Genomic DNA, 17957 nt, shown 5'->3' with positions numbered 1-17957 from the left:
GCATAAACTAAAAATAATTTTGAATCAATTACTTTCTCATTTCTCTGCTATGGTGACATCTAAAATTGATCTAAACTAGTGTTTATTGCTAAACTGTATACTCGTTGTCATTTAAAAAAACATTATAAGTATAAGGAAATTCGTGATGTCCACTCGCCAAGTGATCGTTCCCAAGGGCATGGAAATTTTATATGAAAAATTTCATTATTGCCCTGGTGTTAAAGTTGGTAATACTTTGTACATATCTGGGCAGGTAGGCAGAGATGAAAATTTGCAAATTGTTAAAGGCATAGAAGCCCAGTTTGTTCAGGCTTTTGAAAACGTCAAAAAGGTGCTGGATGCAGGAGGATATACCTTTGATGATGTGGTAGAAATGATTACTTACCATGTCACTGGTACTGGCTTAGGGGAATTCCAAGCTGAAGCAACTGCTTTTGATAAACCACTGCATATCATTCCATTTTTACAATTGTTTATGCAAGTAAAAGACCGCTACTTTACTAATAACTATCCTACCTGGACTGGTATCGGCGTTACTGGTTTATCTACACCAGAATTGATAGTTGAGATTAAGTGTACAGCTGTTTTGTCTAAATAGAAGATTCATAGTGGGTGACAATCCAGAAACTAAAATAAATCTTCCACCAAAAGATACTAATATATTACTGTCTTTAAAGATTCAGACTATCCAAAAATTCGAGTACTGCCTTTGCAATTATTTCTGGTATTTGGTTCATCATGCAAATAGTTCCGCTTGAAAACTCGATAACTTTACTATGAGGAAGAGCTTGAGAGAGAAAATATCTATCTTGTGCTAGTGCTAAACCCAATCGCTCAAATTCTTCCACATCATCAATTCCCCAAAGAATGAGAGATGGACATTTAATTAAACTAAATCTTTCGGCAGCCTCAATGCAGTAATTTCCCACAGCCCAAACTGCATACAATGGATAGCCAAAGCATTTTAAATCATCTAAAACCCATCGATGATTTAACTCAGCAGAACCTACATATCTTGCACGAGCTAACCATCTTTCCATCAGGTGTGAACCGTCTTCTTTTATGACGAAACCTTCCTGAAACCGCCTCATTAAATCTGCTTTTCCAGCTTCACCAAAACCAGCAACGTTACACAAAATTAAATTATTAACCCGTTCCGGATAAGCTGCGGCTACTTCTCCAGAAACGAAAGCGCCCGTGTGGTTCCCCAGAATATTTGTTTGTTCAATACCCAACTCATCCAACAGGGCAATAACAGTTTTAGCGTAGTCTGCCACTGTATACAATTTTGGCGGTTTATCAGACTCACCAAACCCCATGAAATCCATCGCTATCACGCGGTACTTTTTTAGCAAAATTGACATTAATTCCCGATATTCGTCACTACTGCGGGGGTTCATATGCAGCAGTAACAAAGGCTCTCCTTCACCACCGATCCGATAAAGAATCTGTCCATCTTCAGTGTCTAAAAAAGCTCGCTTAATTGGTTTATTCATAGTACCCTGAGAAATTTAGGATTTATGTCAGCCTTTATTTAACTTTTTCAGCAAATTACCTTTTTTGTGCTATGTTCTGTAGCCATTCAATTAGGGGTCTTAAGGTTCCTGGCAATGCTGCTTCACTGACAGTCACCGTATGCTGCTTACCGTTATCTTCTACTGTTAACTTATACTCAAAGCGATCACTCTGGGGATTTGGCGAAGTAATTTGTTCAGGTAGTCTAAATAAATCAGCAGCTTCCACTAGGCAAGAAAGTGTGGCGGCTTCATTTGGCGGGAGAGTGTCTGTATCAACGGTTGTTTTCTTGGTAATCCCAGCAAAGCCGCCCGTGCGTTCAAAGGATATCCGCATTTTTTTGCTCTCCGTTGTGCTACTTAGTTGGGAGAAATACAAAGACTGGGAAATGATAGTTTTCACCTCCCAGTTTAGCAACAACAAACAACACATCTAAAAGTAAAGTTAGGAGTTAAGAATTAGGAGTTAGAAGTTAAGAAAAAACTCCTAACTCTTAATAACTCCCACCTTTTGCCAAGCGCTCTGCACAGCTTTTTGCTCATTACTCCCATCACCGTAGAGTTCGCCAGCAACTTGAATGGTGACGTTGGCAGCTTTTTTAAAATCTGCTTTGGCATTTAGGCGATCGCGTAAAGCTATGTACCATATTTTACCAACTGTTTCCCAGGCATAGCCTCCAATTTCTACAGCCGCTAGATAAAAAGCATAGTTAGGAATTCCTGAGTTGATATGCACCCCGCCGTTATCATCAGAACCAGTATATTTATCTTTCACATGGGCTGGTTGCGGATCTTTACCCAGTACTGGATCATCGTATGCTGTTCCCGGTGCTTTCATTGAGCGCAGGGCAATACCTTTGACAGTGGGTGCCAAAAGACCTTCGCCAATCAGCCAATCAGCCTCTTGTGCAGTTTGATTTTTGGTCTTTTGTTTCACGAGGGAACCGAAGACATCAGAAAAGGATTCATTCAGTGCCCCTGGTTCGCCATAATACTGTAAACCCGCTTCATACTGGGTTACACCATGAGTTAGCTCATGCCCAATCACATCAATTGACTTCGTGAAGCCTTGAAACAGTTCTCCGTCCCCATCACCATAAACCATTTGGTCACCGTTCCAAAAGGCGTTGTCATATTTGACGCCATAATGCACAGTGGAGTCTAAACGCAGTCCCTTGTCATCAATCGAATTGCGATCGAATATCTCATGAAACAAGTCATAAGTAGCACCAGCAGCATCATAGGCTTCATTCACTGCTGTATCACTGCTAGGAGGATCGCCCTCAGCACGCACCAATGTGCCGGGGAGTTGCTGCCCATTTTTAACATCGTAAATAGTGCGGCGCTTCTCACCCGGAGAAGGTGCAAATGAGACATTACCTATGACATTTCTCCGCCCCAGAAATTGTGCCGAAACATTTAATGTATGAAAAGCCCAACTCCGTTGCTGGGGGTTGCCATTCACCGCTACATTTTCCAGCATGTGGGGCGGAACAATACAACAAATCGGGCACCTAGAGGCAAGTGGATGCTCATACTTAAACCCAGCTGATTTCTTTTTATTTCGAGCCATCCAAGATATTCTCCTTTTGAAACTAAGTGATGGCAAACAGTGGCTTTCACTGCACTGGAGAAAAAAGAAGAAAAACGAATGCAAATCGCGTCTCCCTGGTTTCTTTTCTGAAGAAAATTCTCTCCTTTGTATTTTCAGATAGGTCTGTGGAGGATTGATAGTACCCTTACGGGTACTTCTGATGTGTAAATATTGCATAAAAATACAAGGATAGCTTCGATACCGCAAGTTTCAGCCAAAATCCTTGCATGAGTTAGCAAGACCTCCTTCACAGACCCAACGCGTTTATATATTAGTTCTTATCAAGGGAAATAATCTTATTTATTGCTGTTTTGTTACCATAAGGCTGCTAATTTTATAAATACCGATTGGGGACAGCTAAATCCAAATCTAGGCATCCAAAACCTCAAATTTTCATAGCCAGCCACCAAACACTGCCAAACTATAATATTTCCAAGGCACTGTAACTATCTTAAATCCAGCTTTGGTCAACATTTCTAAATGAGCATCCAAGGTAGCTAGCTGGTTTTGACTGGAGTAACCTTGGGTGCTGCTAGTGCCAAGCTTCGCGCGAATATCTGTTAAATTAGTTCCCTGTTGAACTGACCATTCTTCTCGTGCTACTTTTTGACGCTCCCATTCCTTGAAGGGGTGGGATTCTTGTTTCATCCAGCCAACTTGTCTAGAGGAGTTTATGTGGACTAGAAGTTACTTTTGTGGCACTGCTGGAGAGGCATCAAGCGAGACGATCTAATTCTAAAATACGCCAGCTTGGGGAAAGTAGACAACGGGTAATTACCTCGAACATCTCATCGGATCTGGGTAACAGTTGGCGAATACCAGTGTCAAAATCAGCAGTGTTGGTAAATACCTCTCCAGGATATAGCTGTTGCATGGGGATTAGAACAAATAGACACACTAATCAATATTAATCATCCATCATTACTGAGATCCGCGCTACATCGTAGGGGCAACTTTTAGTATTAAAAAATATTCTCTCAATATACTTTTGGCAGAATACATATATCACATTTTATGTTATAAACCAGCAAGTTATCTCTCAATTTAAGCTGAAATCCCATGATTTTGAACGAAAAAGTCAATTTAACTCTTTTTTAAGATTTGTAAAGATAAAATGGCCCATGTATTGAGTTAAACTGATATGTGTAATTAGTAACTCTGATAAATTAAAAATTTTGGTTTTCAAAAGCTACTGACTTTGGTATATTAAATACTGAACAGAAAGTTAACTGAATCAAACTAGAAGTCCACTGCCATTCTGGGTAAAACAGAGTGTGGCAAGTTTAGCGAAAAAAGGTTCGAGACTAATGCTAAAAAACAGCGAACTGAAGGTTAATCAGGGCTGTAATCTCAAATGGAAGCTCGGAGATAAACTATTTATCCAGTTTTCTCTATTAGAAATTTTGCGAATTAAAACAGTTGTAAAACCTCTATATCTATAGATGGATATAACATAGTTCATCGTGAAGTTAATCTGCATTCAGGTGAATTTACTATAAGTCAATACTGGAGTTAATCTAAATTAAGGTTAACTTGCTGAATTTAGGTCAACAATCCCAAAAGAGCGCAAGTGTCATGCCTATATTTTTGAATGGGACTAGTTGATTAGTCTTGAGGCAACCTCGAATAAGAGGTTAACAGAAATTTAGCTAAATAACGGTGTTAGTTATTAACATCATTTGCTAATAGTAATAAGCTTTTCTTGAGAAAGCTTGCTTTAGGGTGGCGGAAGTTTTCGGTGTCCATAAGCCTCATTTATTATTGCCCCACATCAGGGTGAATCTAAAATTTTGCTGGAATTTTCACAAATTTTTCAATTAGATCAAGGTTAACAGCAATGAATAATGTTCAAGCATCGTTTCAAGCAACGGAAGCTGAATTTCGTGTGGAAGGTTACGAAAAAATTGAGTTTAGTCTTATCTATGTCAACGGTGCATTTGATATCAATAACAGAGAAATTGCAGACAGCTATAAAAAATTTGGTCGCTGTTTGACTGTGATTGATGCGAATGTCAATCGACTATATGGGAAGCAAATCAAGTCATATTTTAGACACTATGACATTGATGTAACTGTAGTTCCGATTGTGATTACTGAGCCAGCTAAAACCCTTGCAACCTTTGAAAAAATTGTTGATGCTTTTTCTGACTTTGGCTTAATCCGCAAGGAACCAGTGTTAGTAGTGGGTGGTGGTTTAATCACTGATGTAGCTGGGTTTGCGTGTGCTGCTTACCGTCGCAAGAGTAACTACATTCGCGTTCCTACAACACTGATTGGTTTGATTGATGCAGGTGTGGCGATTAAGGTTGCAGTCAACCATCACAAGTTTAAAAATCGCTTGGGTGCATATCATGCTCCTTTGAAAGTTATCCTTGATTTCTCCTTTTTGCAAACATTACCAACGGCTCAAGTTCGTAATGGGATGGCAGAGTTAGTCAAAATTGCTGTTGTTGCTAACTCTGAAGTCTTTGAATTGCTGGATAAGTATGGCGAAGAACTGCTTTCCACTCACTTTGGATATGTGAATGGCACAAGTGAACTGAAAGCGATCGCTCACAAACTCAATTATGAGGCAATTAAAACCATGCTGGAGTTAGAAACTCCTAACTTGCATGAATTAGACCTTGATCGCGTCATTGCCTACGGTCATACTTGGAGTCCGACCTTAGAATTAGCTCCGATGATACCCCTGTATCACGGTCATGCAGTCAATATAGACATGGCTTTATCTGCAACCATTGCAGCAAGACGTGGCTATATTACACCTGAAGAACGCGATCGCATTCTAAGCTTGATGAATCGTATAGGTTTATCAATCGATCATCCTCTACTAGATGCAGATTTGCTCTGGTATGCTACCCAGTGTATTAGCTTGACGCGAGATGGCAAACAACGCGCAGCTATGCCGAAACCCATTGGTGAGTGCTTTTTTGTCAACGATTTTACCCGTGAAGAATTAAATGCAGCCTTAGCTGAACACAAACATCTGTGTGCTACATACCCTCGTGGTGGAGATGGAATTGACGCTTACATAGATACTCAAGAAGAATCCAAACTATTGGGAGTGTGAAAACATGACCAGTATCTTAGGACAAGATACCGCTAGACCGATAACGCCACACAGCATTCTGGTGGCGCAGCTACAGAAAACCCTCAAAATAGCAGAGGAAAGTAATATTCCTTTAGAGATATTGACATCTCTGCGCCAAGGGTTCCAATTGGCGGCGGGTTTAGATCCTTACCTGGATGATTGCACTACCCCCGAATCAACAGCATTGACAGCACTAGCGCAGAAAACCAGCAAAGAAGACTGGAGTAAACGCTTTAGTGATGGTGAAACAGTGCGTCAACTAGAGCAGGAAATGCTCTCAGGACATCTTGAAGGACAGACACTGAAGATGTTTGTGCATATGACCAAGGCCAAAACCATCCTAGAAGTGGGAATGTTCACAGGATATTCAGCTTTGGCGATGGCGGAAGCATTACCAGATAATGGACGACTGATTGCTTGTGAGGTAGATTCTTATGTTGCCGAATTTGCTCAAACTTGCTTTCAGGAGTCTCCCCACGGCGACAAGATTGTTGTAGAAGTGGCACCCGCTCTACAAACACTCCACAAACTGGCGGCGGCACAAGAATCATTTGATCTGATCTTCATTGATGCCGATAAAAAGGAGTATGTAGAGTACTTCCAAGTTATTTTGGATACTCACTTACTGGCTACCGACGGGTTAATCTGCGTAGATAATACTTTGTTGCAGGGACAAGTTTACCTACCATCTGAACAGCGGACTGCCAATGGCGAGGCGATCGCTCAATTCAACCGTATTGTCACCGCAGATCCTCGTGTAGAGCAAGTTCTGTTACCTATACGAGATGGTCTGACTTTGATTAGACGCTTAGTGTAAGAGGTGCAGAGAATTGGGGTAGTTCTCAATTCAAAGCATCAGAAAAAGGCGATTTTATCGCGGTTCTCATTTGGATGCAATATCCAATAGGGGCGTACAGTGTCAGCCTAGAGCTAGGGCGAATAAAATTCGCGGCTATACAAACTCTCGTTTGCCTCCGTGGACTAATGAAAAATTGAGGGTTTGAAACCCACGCAAGTGGGTAAAATTTGTGTAGACGCGGTTTCTAACCGCCGATTTCATGTCAACCTAGAGCTAGGCGAATGGAATTCGTGGCTACACAAACTCTCCTTTGCGGAGCGGACTAATGAAAAATTGAGGGTTTGAAACCCACGCAAGTGGGTAAAATTTGTGTAGACGCGGTTTCTAACCGCCGTAACGTTGAGTTGACACCAATGTACAGCTGTACGCCCCTACAAAAGACCGCATTCCACGCAAAGGAATAAAATTATGGCCCAATCAGTTTCTTTATCTGTTCCTGAATCCACAACGCCATTAAAGGGTGTGAGGATAAAAATAGTAGTTCTATTCAAGACCCTTGCTACTTTAGCACTATTGCTGATAGCCTTGCCTATCAACGGTTTTGTAGTTTTACTATCCCTGCTGTGGGGCATTGTGCGTCGCCCGTTTACAAAAAAACCTGGCTTTGCTGCTCATCCTCAGAATATTTTAGTGAGTGGGGGCAAAATGACCAAAGCATTGCAACTTGCCCGTTCCTTCCATGCAGCAGGACACAGAGTTATTCTGATTGAAGGTCACAAATACTGGCTATCTGGGCATAGATTCTCAAATGCTGTGAGTCGTTTTTATACGGTTCCTACACCAGAAGACGACCCAGAAGGCTACACCCAGGCACTATTGGAAATTGTCAAACAAGAAAAGATTGACGTTTATGTACCCGTATGCAGCCCTGTAGCTAGTTATTACGACTCTTTAGCAAAGTCTGCACTATCAGAATACTGTGAGGTTTTCCACTTCGATGCTGATATAACCAAGATGCTGGATGATAAATTTGCCTTTAGCGATCAGGCGCGATCGCTTGGTTTATCTGTTCCCAAGTCTTTTAAAATCACCGATCCTGAGCAAGTTATCAATTTCGATTTTAGTAAAGAAACGCGCAAATATATTCTTAAAAGTATTTCTTACGACTCAGTTCGCCGCTTAAATTTAACCAAACTTCCCTGTGATACCCCTGAAGAAACAGCAGCATTTGTCAAGAGTTTACCCATCAGCCCAGAAAAACCTTGGATTATGCAAGAATTTATTCCTGGGAAAGAATTATGCACCCATAGCACGGTGCGGGATGGAGAATTAAGGTTGCATTGCTGCTCAAATTCTTCTGCATTTCAGATTAACTACGAAAATGTCGAAAATCCCCAAATTCGGGAATGGGTGCAACACTTCGTCAAAAGTTTGGGGCTGACTGGACAAGTGTCTCTTGACCTTATTCAAGCTGAAGATGGTACAGTATACGCCATTGAATGTAATCCTCGCACCCATTCGGCAATTACAATGTTCTACAATCACCCAGGTGTTGCAGAAGCCTATCTTGGTAAAACTCCTCTACCTGCACCCCTAGAACCATTAACTAATAGCAAGCCTACTTACTGGATGTATCACGAAATCTGGCGATTGACTGAGATTCGTTCTGGGAAACAATTGCAAACTTGGTTGAAGAACTTAGTCCGAGGCACAGATGCCGTCTATCGCATGGATGATCCGATACCATTTTTAACTTTGCACCATTGGCAGATTACCTTACTTCTGCTAAAAAATCTGCAACAACTCAAGGGCTGGGTAAAGATTGATTTTAATATCGGCAAACTGGTGGAATTAGGGGGCGACTGAAAGTAAGGAGTTAGGAGTTAGTAATTCTTCTCCCTCATCTTCCAATACGGTTCGGATAAGACTCGATTCCCCCCAACCCCTTTTTACAAGGCTACGGTGTATACACAGGTTTGAAATAACTTACAAATATTGGGTTTGAGCGTCAGCTTTACCCTACCCTAACCCTCCCCGATGTATTAGGGAGGGAACATGATTTATCATTTACACCCTTTACAGGGGGGTAATCTGTGCAATGCAAATCACATTAAAAAACTAACTTAAGTCACTAAAGAATTTCCTTTTCTCTGAGCCAAGAAATTAAGTTTTTGACTTTTCCTCTTAAAGTGTATTGAGAAGTTTCAATTATATTAGTTTCTGGAATATCAGAAATTAACTTTGCAACTACACCAAACGTAGAAGTTTTGTCGTATATTAGATAATTACATTTGCTTAATAGATAGATATCTACTAAAGCTTGAACACCATTTTCAAACCTATCTGGACATTCAGGATTCTGATGTAAAGAAGATCCTGACATTGGATACCACTTATCTGTTACTAAAATATTAGTATATTTAGTTCTAAAAAAATCCTCTACTTCTTTATTATCAGTTGCTAAAAATATCAAAGTTTTAGGATCTTTTTCATAAATCTTATCAATAAAATTTAAGTATGTATTAATTGAAGATTTTCTGTCAGTATATCTAACATGAACCCCCATTACGTTATCTTCAAAAGAATTATCTATAGTTTTTTTTATAGTTGCTTGAATATTAGGTTGTAAACTCAGATTTTCTCTAATTATCTTTTTTAAGATAGTTTCATTACTCAGACTTTGTAGATAAGCAAAATCACCTGAAAAATGTTGTCTTAGCTTATAAGTCTCTGTTACAAACGACCATCTAATCAAAACATCTTCACTATAATCGATGCGCGACATATTAGTAGTATATTTTGACCATATTCTAGGATTATTGTATCTTAAATCAGCTTCAGATTCATATAATAACAATAATTCATTCACAGATTTTTCTAAGTTATTCTTCCAGAAACTTGGATTGACAGATTGAGTAGAAGGTATTTCTGAAGCTTGAGTAAGATGATGAAGATTAAAATATTTAGGAAAAACATTGCTGCGATTATCGGAGTAAGTCTCATCGCTCCAATCAACAATTATTTTTCTATTAGTAAGCTGAGTATATAAAATACTGTCCAAGAGAGCGAGAAAACGATTTCCCATCCCTGCTTTCCCTTTCGCTACTAGAAATTTATCTCCAACCATTTCTAATTTCTCCTAACAACTTTAAAATCAAATGAGTGATCGTTCATCGGGTGTAATCAACATAAAACACATTTGATAGAATCAATAATGAACCAACAAAACTAAGCATAACTAAATAAATCGTCCTGATTTTACGCTTGAAAGAGTTTTTTTCAATCTTCTGATGAAACTAGGACTTAGACATTGACAGTAAAGACCAAATATGGGTAATTTGAAAAACTACATCTGCCGTCGGGAACATTGCTGTACCTGTAGGGTGCCAGTCTATTTACCCCTAAATAATGATTAATAAAAGCCTAAAACGTCCTATTTTGGGAAATGCATATCATAATTGATTTGTACAGTGCGTAAGTCGGATAAATTTCCTTTCAGTAAACACAGCTATTTTACTCAATGTTTTATAGTTTACCAAAATCATGTCATTAATGATAACCCAAATCAATGATTGACAAAATTGCCAACTAAGGTCTTATCTCTTTAGACCTAATTTCTAGCCACCATATTGAGTTTCCCAACAGGCTACTAGGATGTTGGCAAGAGAAGGTTTTTTGTTATGGGGATACTGATACCCTTACTACTCGTCAATTTGACCAACGCGGCGGATATTCAGAATGTCGCTCATTTTCTTAATTTGGACGAACACTTGCTCTAGTTGAGAGCGATCGCGTATATCTATTCCTAAGTCCATCAATGCAGGTTGACCAGTAGCGGTTTTCACCTGGGCATGGCGGACATTGATTCCTTGGTCACTCAACCGTGACAAAATATCCTTTAGCACCCCTACGCGGTCAAGGGCTTCAATTTGAACATCCACTGGGTAAGTGTGCGGACGACCACTATTTTCGGCGGCTGGGTTCCACCTAACTGGTACTAAACGCTCATACTCCACAGTCTCCAGATTATGACAGCCTTGGCGATGAATTGAAATCCCCCTACCTCGCGTCACCACACCAATAATTGGTTCACCAGGAATCGGGGTACAACACCCAGCTAAATAATACACCAAACCTTCTACCCCAACAATTGGCGAATCTGTGGAGCGGGAGGTAGTTGCAGGTGCATCTCGCAAAGCTTTTGATGTAGTTGGTTCTTTGGGGAGAAATGGCGGCACAGTGGAAACTGGTTGTTGTCCCTTCGCCACTTCTCGCCAACGATTTAGCACTAGATTTAATGTAACTTCACCGTAACCCAAACCGGCAAGTAAATCTTCCACGCTGTGGTAGTTACACTTTTCGGCGACAATCTCCATTGCATCCGACTTCAGCAGACTATCAAAACCAGTTTTACCAAGTTCCTTTTCTAACAATTCCCGTCCACGGGCGACATTTTCTTCCCGGCGCGATCGCTTGTACCATTGTTTTATCCGATATTTCGCCGCCGAAGTTCTGACAAAGTTCAACCAATCCAAACTCGGATGGCTGTTCTTTTGGGTGAGAACCTCTACAATATCGCCATTTTGCAGCCGTGTTGACAGAGATACCATTCGCCCATTCACCCGCGCCCCGGAACAATGGTTCCCCACTTCCGTATGAATGCGATAAGCAAAATCTACAGTAGTAGAACCGGGACTTAAAGGAACAACATCACCCTTAGGGGTGAAGACATAGACATCATCTTCAAATAAATTATCTTTGACGCTATCAAGATATTCTTGTGCATCCTTGAGATCAGTTTGCCATTCTAGCAGCTGCCGCAGCCAAGTAAACTTGTCATCTGTCGCTGTCAAATGGCTAATACTAGAACCTCCTGTTTCTTTATACTTCCAATGGGCAGCAATCCCATACTCAGCGATATGATGCATTTCGATTGTCCGAATTTGCACCTCCAAAGGACGGCCAGTTAGTCCAATCACTCCAGTATGCAACGACTGGTAACGGTTAGGCTTTGGCAATCCAATATAGTCCTTAAATCTTCCAGGAATTGGGCGAAAAGCATCATGAACCACCGCCAACGCTCGATAACATTCCTCATTGGTTTGGACAATAATCCGCAATGCAGCCAAATCATAAATTTCATGAAATTCCTTTTGCTGGCGGTACATTTTTTGGTAAATGCTATAAAGGTGCTTAGGGCGACCGCTGAGTTCTTGAAACTGGATTCCGGCTTGCTGCAAACGCTCTTGCAAAATGTTCGTAGTTTTGACCAATTTCTCTTCTCGCGCCGTCCGTTTTTCGGAAACATACTCCTGCATTTGGCGAAAAGCTTCCGGTTCCAAATACTTAAAAGCCAAGTCTTCCAGTTCCCATTTAATTCGCCAGATCCCCAGGCGATTGGCTAAAGGCGCGAAGATATCTCGCGTTTCCTGGGCACTGCGGCGGCGGCTGGCTTCTGACATGTATTGTAAAGTTCGCATATTATGCAAACGATCAGCCAACTTCACCACAATTACCCGAATATCTTGTGCCATTGCCAAAAACATCCGCCGGAAGTTTTCCGCTTGACTTTCGGTTTTGCTGGTGAAATTGATTTTAGAAAGCTTGGTGACACCTTCGACCAATTGCCGCACTTCTGGGCCAAAGCGTTCTTCTATTTCTTGACTTGTAACTTCTGTATCTTCAACGACATCATGGAGAAATCCAGCTGCTATCATAGCAGCACTACCTCCCAAGTCACGCAGCAAGTCAGCTACAGCGATGGGATGAGCAATGTATGGTTCTCCTGATTTGCGATATTGACCTTGATGCAGTTGGTAGGCAAATTCAAATGCGCGACCAATTAAAACTGCATCACTATGCCTTCGGTCATCTTTCGCTTCGCCGCTAATTGTCGATGACTCCTTCAAACATTTTTTTAACCATTCTGGAATGGTTAGATCAACTAATGAATTTATAGCTAGGCTGCTCATACAATTGGGTTTAGAGTGGATCGGTAGATAATGTGAATGATAAATAAAACTGGCAGCATCGCCCTAAGAAGATGCTGTCGCCCATAGAGGGGTAGAAAAAACAGTGTAAGGATGATTCTCCAATTGCCGTTGGTAGTCATCCGGTGTAAGTTTCAAGGATCATAAAGAAAATCCATTGATGGCAAACAAAGCCTCAAACCATAATTTGAGGCTTTTAGTGCTGATAAGTCTTTAAGAAAGTTTATTGTAGAAGAAAAATTACTTGACATTAATATATCTTAATTAGCACTGGATGTCTTTAAATCGTGAGAAATATTTGGCACTCGTAACCTTGTTAGAGGAATTACGCTCCGATGCCACAACTACCCAAATCGTTGCGCCCGAACTGCGAGTGCGTGTAGCCTCGTTGCAGCAATTTTTCGGGCAACAAATTGTGCCTTTGGCTGATGAAAACTGGCGAGTGCAGTCTTATCAAACGGAGATGAGCAAGCAACTGCGCCTGTTGCAAATAGATGTAATGTTTTTGCAAGGAGCGCGGCAGGCATCTACTGCACAAACGAGACTTCAGACGATTAGCGATCGCTTGACAACTCTCATTCAATACTGTGATGCCATTTTGCAACCAGAAGCAGAAGGAGAAAAATAACAATTCTTTACCTTTTTCTCTAATTAATCCATCATCTCATTTACGACGGTTAGTGAAAAGTTATTTTGGCAACAAGTTGGAAATGGGCATTGGGCATTGGGCATTGGGCATTGGGCATTAGTTATTCTCGTTGTCCCTCTAAAGTTCTGATTTAAGAAAGCCTTAGATCAAACTTGTCTTCCTTCCATGCGCCATGCCCAATGCCCTATTCACGATTCCCAATACCTTTGAGGAGAAGATTTATTGTGCGGCGCATGTACGCTTCTACTGGCTCAGTTGTAGGTTTGAAGATCAGTGCATAATATAGTGACCCGCTCACAAGATCGATAATTAAGTCTACGTCTGCATCCTTGTGAATTTCGCCTCTAGATTTGGCACGCTCAAGTACTTTAGAAAAGGCTTCACGTCGAAGTTTTGTATATTTTGTCCAGTAAACCTCTGCAAACTGAGGATTGCTAGACGCTGTACTGATGATCAAGGCGAGTGTCTGACGACCAAGGGGACTATCTATTTTTTTGGCGGCATTATTGATTAGAATATCCATGTCTCCCCAAAAGCTCCCAGTATCGGGGATCGCTAAATCATCCCTCAGACTTTCTATCGACTCTGCAACTAGTTCTTCTTTGGAAGTGTAACGCCGATAGATGGTCGTTTTACCAACTCCAGCCCGAGAAGCGATCGCTTCTATACTCATACTTTGATATCCTACCTCTGCAAGCAGATCCAAAGTCGCTTGCAGAATAGCTTGGTCAGCGTGGATGCTGCGTGGGCGTCCAGAAGCGCTGTTAATTTGATTACTCATAAAAATATCATTCCCAAGCAATATCTTCTTGGCCATTTGCTTCTACTTTTGGGCATAGAACATACCCGATGGGAAACAAATAAGCCCTATAACCCAATTCTTGTACATCAAAACAGCAGGAGTGACTATCCATCTTTAGCATAGGTATTTCTGCCACTTTTCATTGAAAACTCTCTTGACCGTTTTAATATGATACGCTACCGTAGCGTATACATACAATATTTAATTTTAGCTTTGGGTTGGGCTACGCCAAAGCCAGGTATCGCTTTGACATCCTCCAAATATTATTTGTGCTAATAATGGCTACCAACATTAAACATTCAACTTTTGATCAATTTGGTTATGTGCAGGGGCCATTAAAGTGGGCGATCGCTTTCACGGCTTCCCTTGGTGCAATCTTAGAAGTGATTGATACCAGTATTGTTAACGTTGCTCTGACTGACATCCAAGCTAGTTTGGGTGCAACTGTTAGTGAAGTTGGTTGGGTGGTGACTGGATATGCGATCGCTAACGTCGTTTTAATTCCCTTATCTGCATGGCTGGGAGATTACTTTGGGCGCAAAACCTACTTCATCTTCTCGTTGATTGGCTTTACCCTTGCCTCCGTTTTATGCGGGTTGGCATTTAATTTACCGATGCTGGTTTTTTCTCGAATTCTTCAAGGTTTATGTGGTGGGGGGTTGCTAGCTAAAGCACAAGCGATTTTGTTCGAGACTTTTCCACCTGCTGAACAAGGTATGGCCCAGGCAGTTTTTGGGGTAGGTGTAATTTCTGGCCCAGCCATTGGCCCAACTTTAGGAGGATTCTTGGTAGATGGTTTGGGCTGGCGGTGGATTTTCTTTGTTAATATTCCCTTCGGGATCGTTGCAGTGGCGATGTCCTTTGTATTTTTGCTCAAAGACAAAGACAAGAGCCAGACACAAAGCCAAGCTGTCGATTGGTTCGGGATTGGGTTTTTGGTTATTGCTATCGGCTCTATACAAACTTTGTTAGAGGAAGGAGAGCAAGACGACTGGTTTTCCTCCAGTTTCATCACCACGTTGGCGATCGCTAGTATTATCGGATTGGGACTGTTTATTTGGCGAGAACTGAAAACAGATCACCCGGCTGTAGATTTGAGAGTTTTGCGTCACCGTTCTTTAGCTGCGGGAAGCGTTCTCTCAGCATTGGTGGGTATGGGGCTTTATGGCACACTCTTTGCTGTGCCGATATTTGCTCAGAGTGTGCTGCACTTTACGGCAACGCAGACAGGACTATTGTTAGCACCTGGGGCTTTAGCGTCTGCGATCGTTATGGTTTTATTAGGCAAACTGTCTGGTAAAATTGATGCCCGATTTTTAATTGCAATGGGCACTGTTGGATCATCTGGAGTCATGTTTCAACTAGCAACAATAACCCCACAAACCGGCACAGATGATTTATTTTGGCCATTAGTATGGCGTGGGGCTTTTACTGTGTTGATGTTTCTCCCTTTGAGTTTGGCAGTTTTAGGCCCGCTACCCAAACAAGATGTTTCCGCCGGCTCTGGTTTCTACAATCTCACCCGACAACTAGGTGGTAGCATCGGCATTGCCCTACTCACCACTTTGCTTGATCGACGAGAAGCCTTTCATCGAGCTATCTTGTTAGCAAAACTTAGTCCTTATGATTCCGAAACCAATCAGCGCCTCGATGCACTCAACGGGGCACTCCAAAGCCAAGGTATCGATGCGACTACAGCTCAACAACAAGCACTAACTTTATTAAGTCAAATAGTAGATACCCAAGCTGCTGTTTTATCTTACGCAGATTGCTTTCGAGTCGTAGGTGTGGCGTTCCTTTGTTCATTACCCCTGTTATTATTCCTGGGTAAAGGGGGTGCAGGAGCGAAAGCGCCAGTGGGTCATTAGAGGTAAAGTAAATAGCGATCGCACTCCCATTTTAACATGAGTTCAACAAACCTCTCCCTGCCTTGAACTTTAGTTCAAGTCTGTCTCTCTGGGAGTCGGAGAAGGACAGGTTTTGCGTAGTCAAACCTCTTAGAGGTTTTTTGATTCGACTAACTAGTACGCCACGGCGGAAATAGAGCAATCATTTAAAAACCCTAAAGAGCTTATTCCGTAATACTTTTGACTTTTGAACGCCAGTTGCTTTAAGTCGGCAGAGCCGCCCAACGCACTGGCTCCTTTTGAATGAGTGACTTCCGCCTTGCGGTACTAGGCAGACATGATATGACCCGTCGGACTCACGTAATCTTAAATTCTCTAATTGCAAAACTACGTAAAAACACGGTTTAAAGATTATTCTCTACCGGAAGTCACTAAAAAGGCTTAATATATACCGATATATGTGGCTCAGAAAAGTAAAAGCCCTGCTCAGTTTTGAGCCGGACTATGTGAAGTTTTATTGCTAAAATTAGAAATCTTTATCTTAGAAAAAGTTCATTATTGTAATAATGCTTACGCTGGTTAACATCATTAAAGCGCCCATAATAATAGATTCGCCTAAGGGATTGCGGGATTTTGAATTGTTCATTTAAGTAAAATCCTTTTTGTTAATAGTTCCTTAACCATATCAACATCAGTATAAATATCTATAAAAGTATTGTAAAAATTAAGAAACCGTAAAGTTTCTTAGTAAATACTGGATTTATTACTCATATATTAATTTTTACTTTTAATCGGTTATTCTCTTGGTCTCTCCAGTTCCATAATGTAGTAATTCCCGAATAGAATAATTACCTGAACTCCGAGCGGAATACGCGCCTTTGTGAGCTAAAATAAATCTTAATCAAGGTAGAAATATTTGAACAGAAGATTATCATGACAGTCTCCACGGCATCTAGAAACCAAGCGATCGCTTTTGACTTAGACAAATTAAATGAGCAATTTGAAACTGCCACTCCCAAAGAAATACTGGCATGGTCTATAGACAATATCCCAACGGGACTGGTGCAAACGAGCGCCTTTAACGTGGATGACATGATAATTACCCATATTCTTTACAGTGAACTGAAGCATCCCGTTCCTGTGATATTTCTCGACACCTTGCACCACTTTGACGAAAGCTTAGAATTAGTTGCCAAAGCTAAACAAGTGTACAACCTGGATTTGCAAACTTACAAAACTCCAGATGTAGACACCCGCGAAGCCTTTGAAACCAAATACGGCGACAAACTCTGGGATAAGGATATTGCCCAATTCCACCACGTTACAAAAATTGAACCACTGCTACGGGGTTTAGACGAGCTCAACAGCGTCGCTTGGATCACCGGACGCCGCCGTGACCAAGCAGTAACGCGTGCTAATATGCCCATATTTGAATTAGACGGTAAAGGTCGGCTGAAAGTAAATCCCATAGCCACCTGGACACGCCAAGACAGCTGGGTTTACGTGGCTGAACACGGAGTCATCTACAATCCCCTGCACGACAAAGGTTATCCCAGCATTGGCGATCAACCCATCACCACCAAAGTAGGTGAAGGCGAAGACGAACGCGCCGGACGCTGGCGGGGAAGTGAAAAAACAGAATGTGGAATTCATATTTAGTCATTGGTCATC

13 protein-coding genes and 2 pseudogenes are annotated in these 17957 nt (G+C 41.3%); 7 read left to right on the top strand and 8 right to left on the bottom strand.

Features of this window, described 5'->3' with window-relative positions:
* Positions 1–145: 145 nt before the first annotated feature.
* Positions 146–598: a RidA family protein gene (locus tag Q0541_RS11815; RefSeq protein ID WP_298910120.1), complete on the top strand. Its 453-nt coding sequence runs from the start codon at positions 146–148 to the stop codon at positions 596–598.
* A 73-nt stretch (positions 599–671) separates the two neighbouring features.
* On the opposite strand, the gene Q0541_RS11810 is transcribed toward Q0541_RS11815, so the two are convergent.
* From Q0541_RS11810 to Q0541_RS11790, 5 genes and pseudogenes are all read right to left on the bottom strand, one after another.
* Entirely contained in the window at positions 672–1496 is an 825-nt protein-coding gene (locus Q0541_RS11810; RefSeq protein ID WP_298910117.1) for an alpha/beta hydrolase, read from the bottom strand.
* Between the two features lie 55 nt (positions 1497–1551).
* The gene (locus Q0541_RS11805; protein ID WP_298910114.1) at positions 1552–1851 is read right to left on the bottom strand and encodes a protealysin inhibitor emfourin; all 300 of its coding nucleotides are present in this window, start codon (positions 1849–1851) and stop codon (positions 1552–1554) included.
* 150 nt (positions 1852–2001) lie between these two features.
* Positions 2002–3087 carry a M4 family metallopeptidase gene (locus tag Q0541_RS11800; RefSeq protein ID WP_298910112.1) on the bottom strand — a complete coding sequence of 362 codons (1086 nt, stop codon included), beginning with the start codon at positions 3085–3087 and terminating at the stop codon, positions 2002–2004.
* 414 nt (positions 3088–3501) lie between these two features.
* Positions 3502–3714: pseudogene (locus Q0541_RS11795) on the bottom strand (SAM-dependent methyltransferase); the annotation flags it as partial.
* 124 nt (positions 3715–3838) lie between these two features.
* Positions 3839–3982, bottom strand: a pseudogene (locus tag Q0541_RS11790) (SAM-dependent methyltransferase); the annotation flags it as partial.
* A 963-nt stretch (positions 3983–4945) separates the two neighbouring features.
* On the opposite strand from Q0541_RS11790, the gene Q0541_RS11785 reads away from it, so the two are divergent.
* The 3 genes from Q0541_RS11785 to Q0541_RS11775 all read left to right on the top strand — a co-directional run bounded on the left by Q0541_RS11785 (position 4946) and on the right by Q0541_RS11775 (position 8864).
* Complete coding sequence (locus Q0541_RS11785) at positions 4946–6178, top strand: sedoheptulose 7-phosphate cyclase (RefSeq protein ID WP_298910109.1); 1233 nt, start codon at positions 4946–4948, stop codon at positions 6176–6178.
* A 4-nt stretch (positions 6179–6182) separates the two neighbouring features.
* Positions 6183–7016 carry a class I SAM-dependent methyltransferase gene (locus Q0541_RS11780; protein ID WP_298910106.1) on the top strand — a complete coding sequence of 278 codons (834 nt, stop codon included), beginning with the start codon at positions 6183–6185 and terminating at the stop codon, positions 7014–7016.
* A 450-nt stretch (positions 7017–7466) separates the two neighbouring features.
* Complete coding sequence (locus Q0541_RS11775) at positions 7467–8864, top strand: ATP-grasp domain-containing protein (RefSeq protein WP_298910103.1); 1398 nt, start codon at positions 7467–7469, stop codon at positions 8862–8864.
* Positions 8865–9129: 265 nt separating this feature from the next.
* Here the strand turns inward: Q0541_RS11775 and Q0541_RS11770 are convergent, their stop codons facing one another.
* Entirely contained in the window at positions 9130–10125 is a 996-nt protein-coding gene (locus tag Q0541_RS11770; protein ID WP_298910099.1) for a nodulation protein NodZ, read from the bottom strand.
* Positions 10126–10699: 574 nt separating this feature from the next.
* Positions 10700–12970: a bifunctional (p)ppGpp synthetase/guanosine-3',5'-bis(diphosphate) 3'-pyrophosphohydrolase gene (locus tag Q0541_RS11765; protein WP_298910096.1), complete on the bottom strand. Its 2271-nt coding sequence runs from the start codon at positions 12968–12970 to the stop codon at positions 10700–10702.
* A gap of 292 nt (positions 12971–13262) precedes the next feature.
* Between Q0541_RS11765 and patD the strand changes: the two genes are divergently transcribed.
* Positions 13263–13616, top strand: a complete 354-nt coding sequence (gene patD, locus Q0541_RS11760) for a heterocyst frequency control protein PatD (protein ID WP_298910093.1) — start codon at positions 13263–13265, stop codon at positions 13614–13616.
* A gap of 205 nt (positions 13617–13821) precedes the next feature.
* Here the strand turns inward: patD and Q0541_RS11755 are convergent, their stop codons facing one another.
* Entirely contained in the window at positions 13822–14418 is a 597-nt protein-coding gene (locus tag Q0541_RS11755) for a TetR/AcrR family transcriptional regulator (protein WP_298910090.1), read from the bottom strand.
* 299 nt (positions 14419–14717) lie between these two features.
* On the opposite strand from Q0541_RS11755, the gene Q0541_RS11750 reads away from it, so the two are divergent.
* Both Q0541_RS11750 and cysH read left to right on the top strand, forming a co-directional pair.
* The gene (locus Q0541_RS11750; protein WP_298910087.1) at positions 14718–16307 is read left to right on the top strand and encodes a DHA2 family efflux MFS transporter permease subunit; all 1590 of its coding nucleotides are present in this window, start codon (positions 14718–14720) and stop codon (positions 16305–16307) included.
* Between the two features lie 912 nt (positions 16308–17219).
* Positions 17220–17945, top strand: coding sequence for a phosphoadenosine phosphosulfate reductase (gene cysH / locus Q0541_RS11745; protein ID WP_298910084.1), 726 nt, complete (start codon positions 17220–17222; stop codon positions 17943–17945).
* Positions 17946–17957: the final 12 nt, after the last annotated feature.

The sequence above is a fragment of the uncultured Nostoc sp. genome (assembly GCF_937863485.1).
Lineage (GTDB): Bacteria > Cyanobacteriota > Cyanobacteriia > Cyanobacteriales > Nostocaceae > Nostoc.
This window is presented reverse-complemented; position numbering and strand designations above follow the sequence as displayed.

Excerpts from the sequence above, each read along its gene's own strand:
- Q0541_RS11815 (WP_298910120.1), top strand. The coding sequence starts at position 146 with ATGTCCACTCGCCAAGTGATCGTTCCCAAGGGCATGGAAATTTTATAT.
- Q0541_RS11810 (WP_298910117.1), bottom strand. The coding sequence starts at position 1,496 with ATGAATAAACCAATTAAGCGAGCTTTTTTAGACACTGAAGATGGACAG.
- Q0541_RS11805 (WP_298910114.1), bottom strand. The coding sequence starts at position 1,851 with ATGCGGATATCCTTTGAACGCACGGGCGGCTTTGCTGGGATTACCAAG.
- Q0541_RS11800 (WP_298910112.1), bottom strand. The coding sequence starts at position 3,087 with ATGGCTCGAAATAAAAAGAAATCAGCTGGGTTTAAGTATGAGCATCCA.
- Q0541_RS11785 (WP_298910109.1), top strand. The coding sequence starts at position 4,946 with ATGAATAATGTTCAAGCATCGTTTCAAGCAACGGAAGCTGAATTTCGT.
- Q0541_RS11780 (WP_298910106.1), top strand. The coding sequence starts at position 6,183 with ATGACCAGTATCTTAGGACAAGATACCGCTAGACCGATAACGCCACAC.
- Q0541_RS11775 (WP_298910103.1), top strand. The coding sequence starts at position 7,467 with ATGGCCCAATCAGTTTCTTTATCTGTTCCTGAATCCACAACGCCATTA.
- Q0541_RS11770 (WP_298910099.1), bottom strand. The coding sequence starts at position 10,125 with ATGGTTGGAGATAAATTTCTAGTAGCGAAAGGGAAAGCAGGGATGGGA.
- Q0541_RS11765 (WP_298910096.1), bottom strand. The coding sequence starts at position 12,970 with ATGAGCAGCCTAGCTATAAATTCATTAGTTGATCTAACCATTCCAGAA.
- patD (WP_298910093.1), top strand. The coding sequence starts at position 13,263 with ATGTCTTTAAATCGTGAGAAATATTTGGCACTCGTAACCTTGTTAGAG.
- Q0541_RS11755 (WP_298910090.1), bottom strand. The coding sequence starts at position 14,418 with ATGAGTAATCAAATTAACAGCGCTTCTGGACGCCCACGCAGCATCCAC.
- Q0541_RS11750 (WP_298910087.1), top strand. The coding sequence starts at position 14,718 with ATGGCTACCAACATTAAACATTCAACTTTTGATCAATTTGGTTATGTG.
- cysH (WP_298910084.1), top strand. The coding sequence starts at position 17,220 with ATGACAGTCTCCACGGCATCTAGAAACCAAGCGATCGCTTTTGACTTA.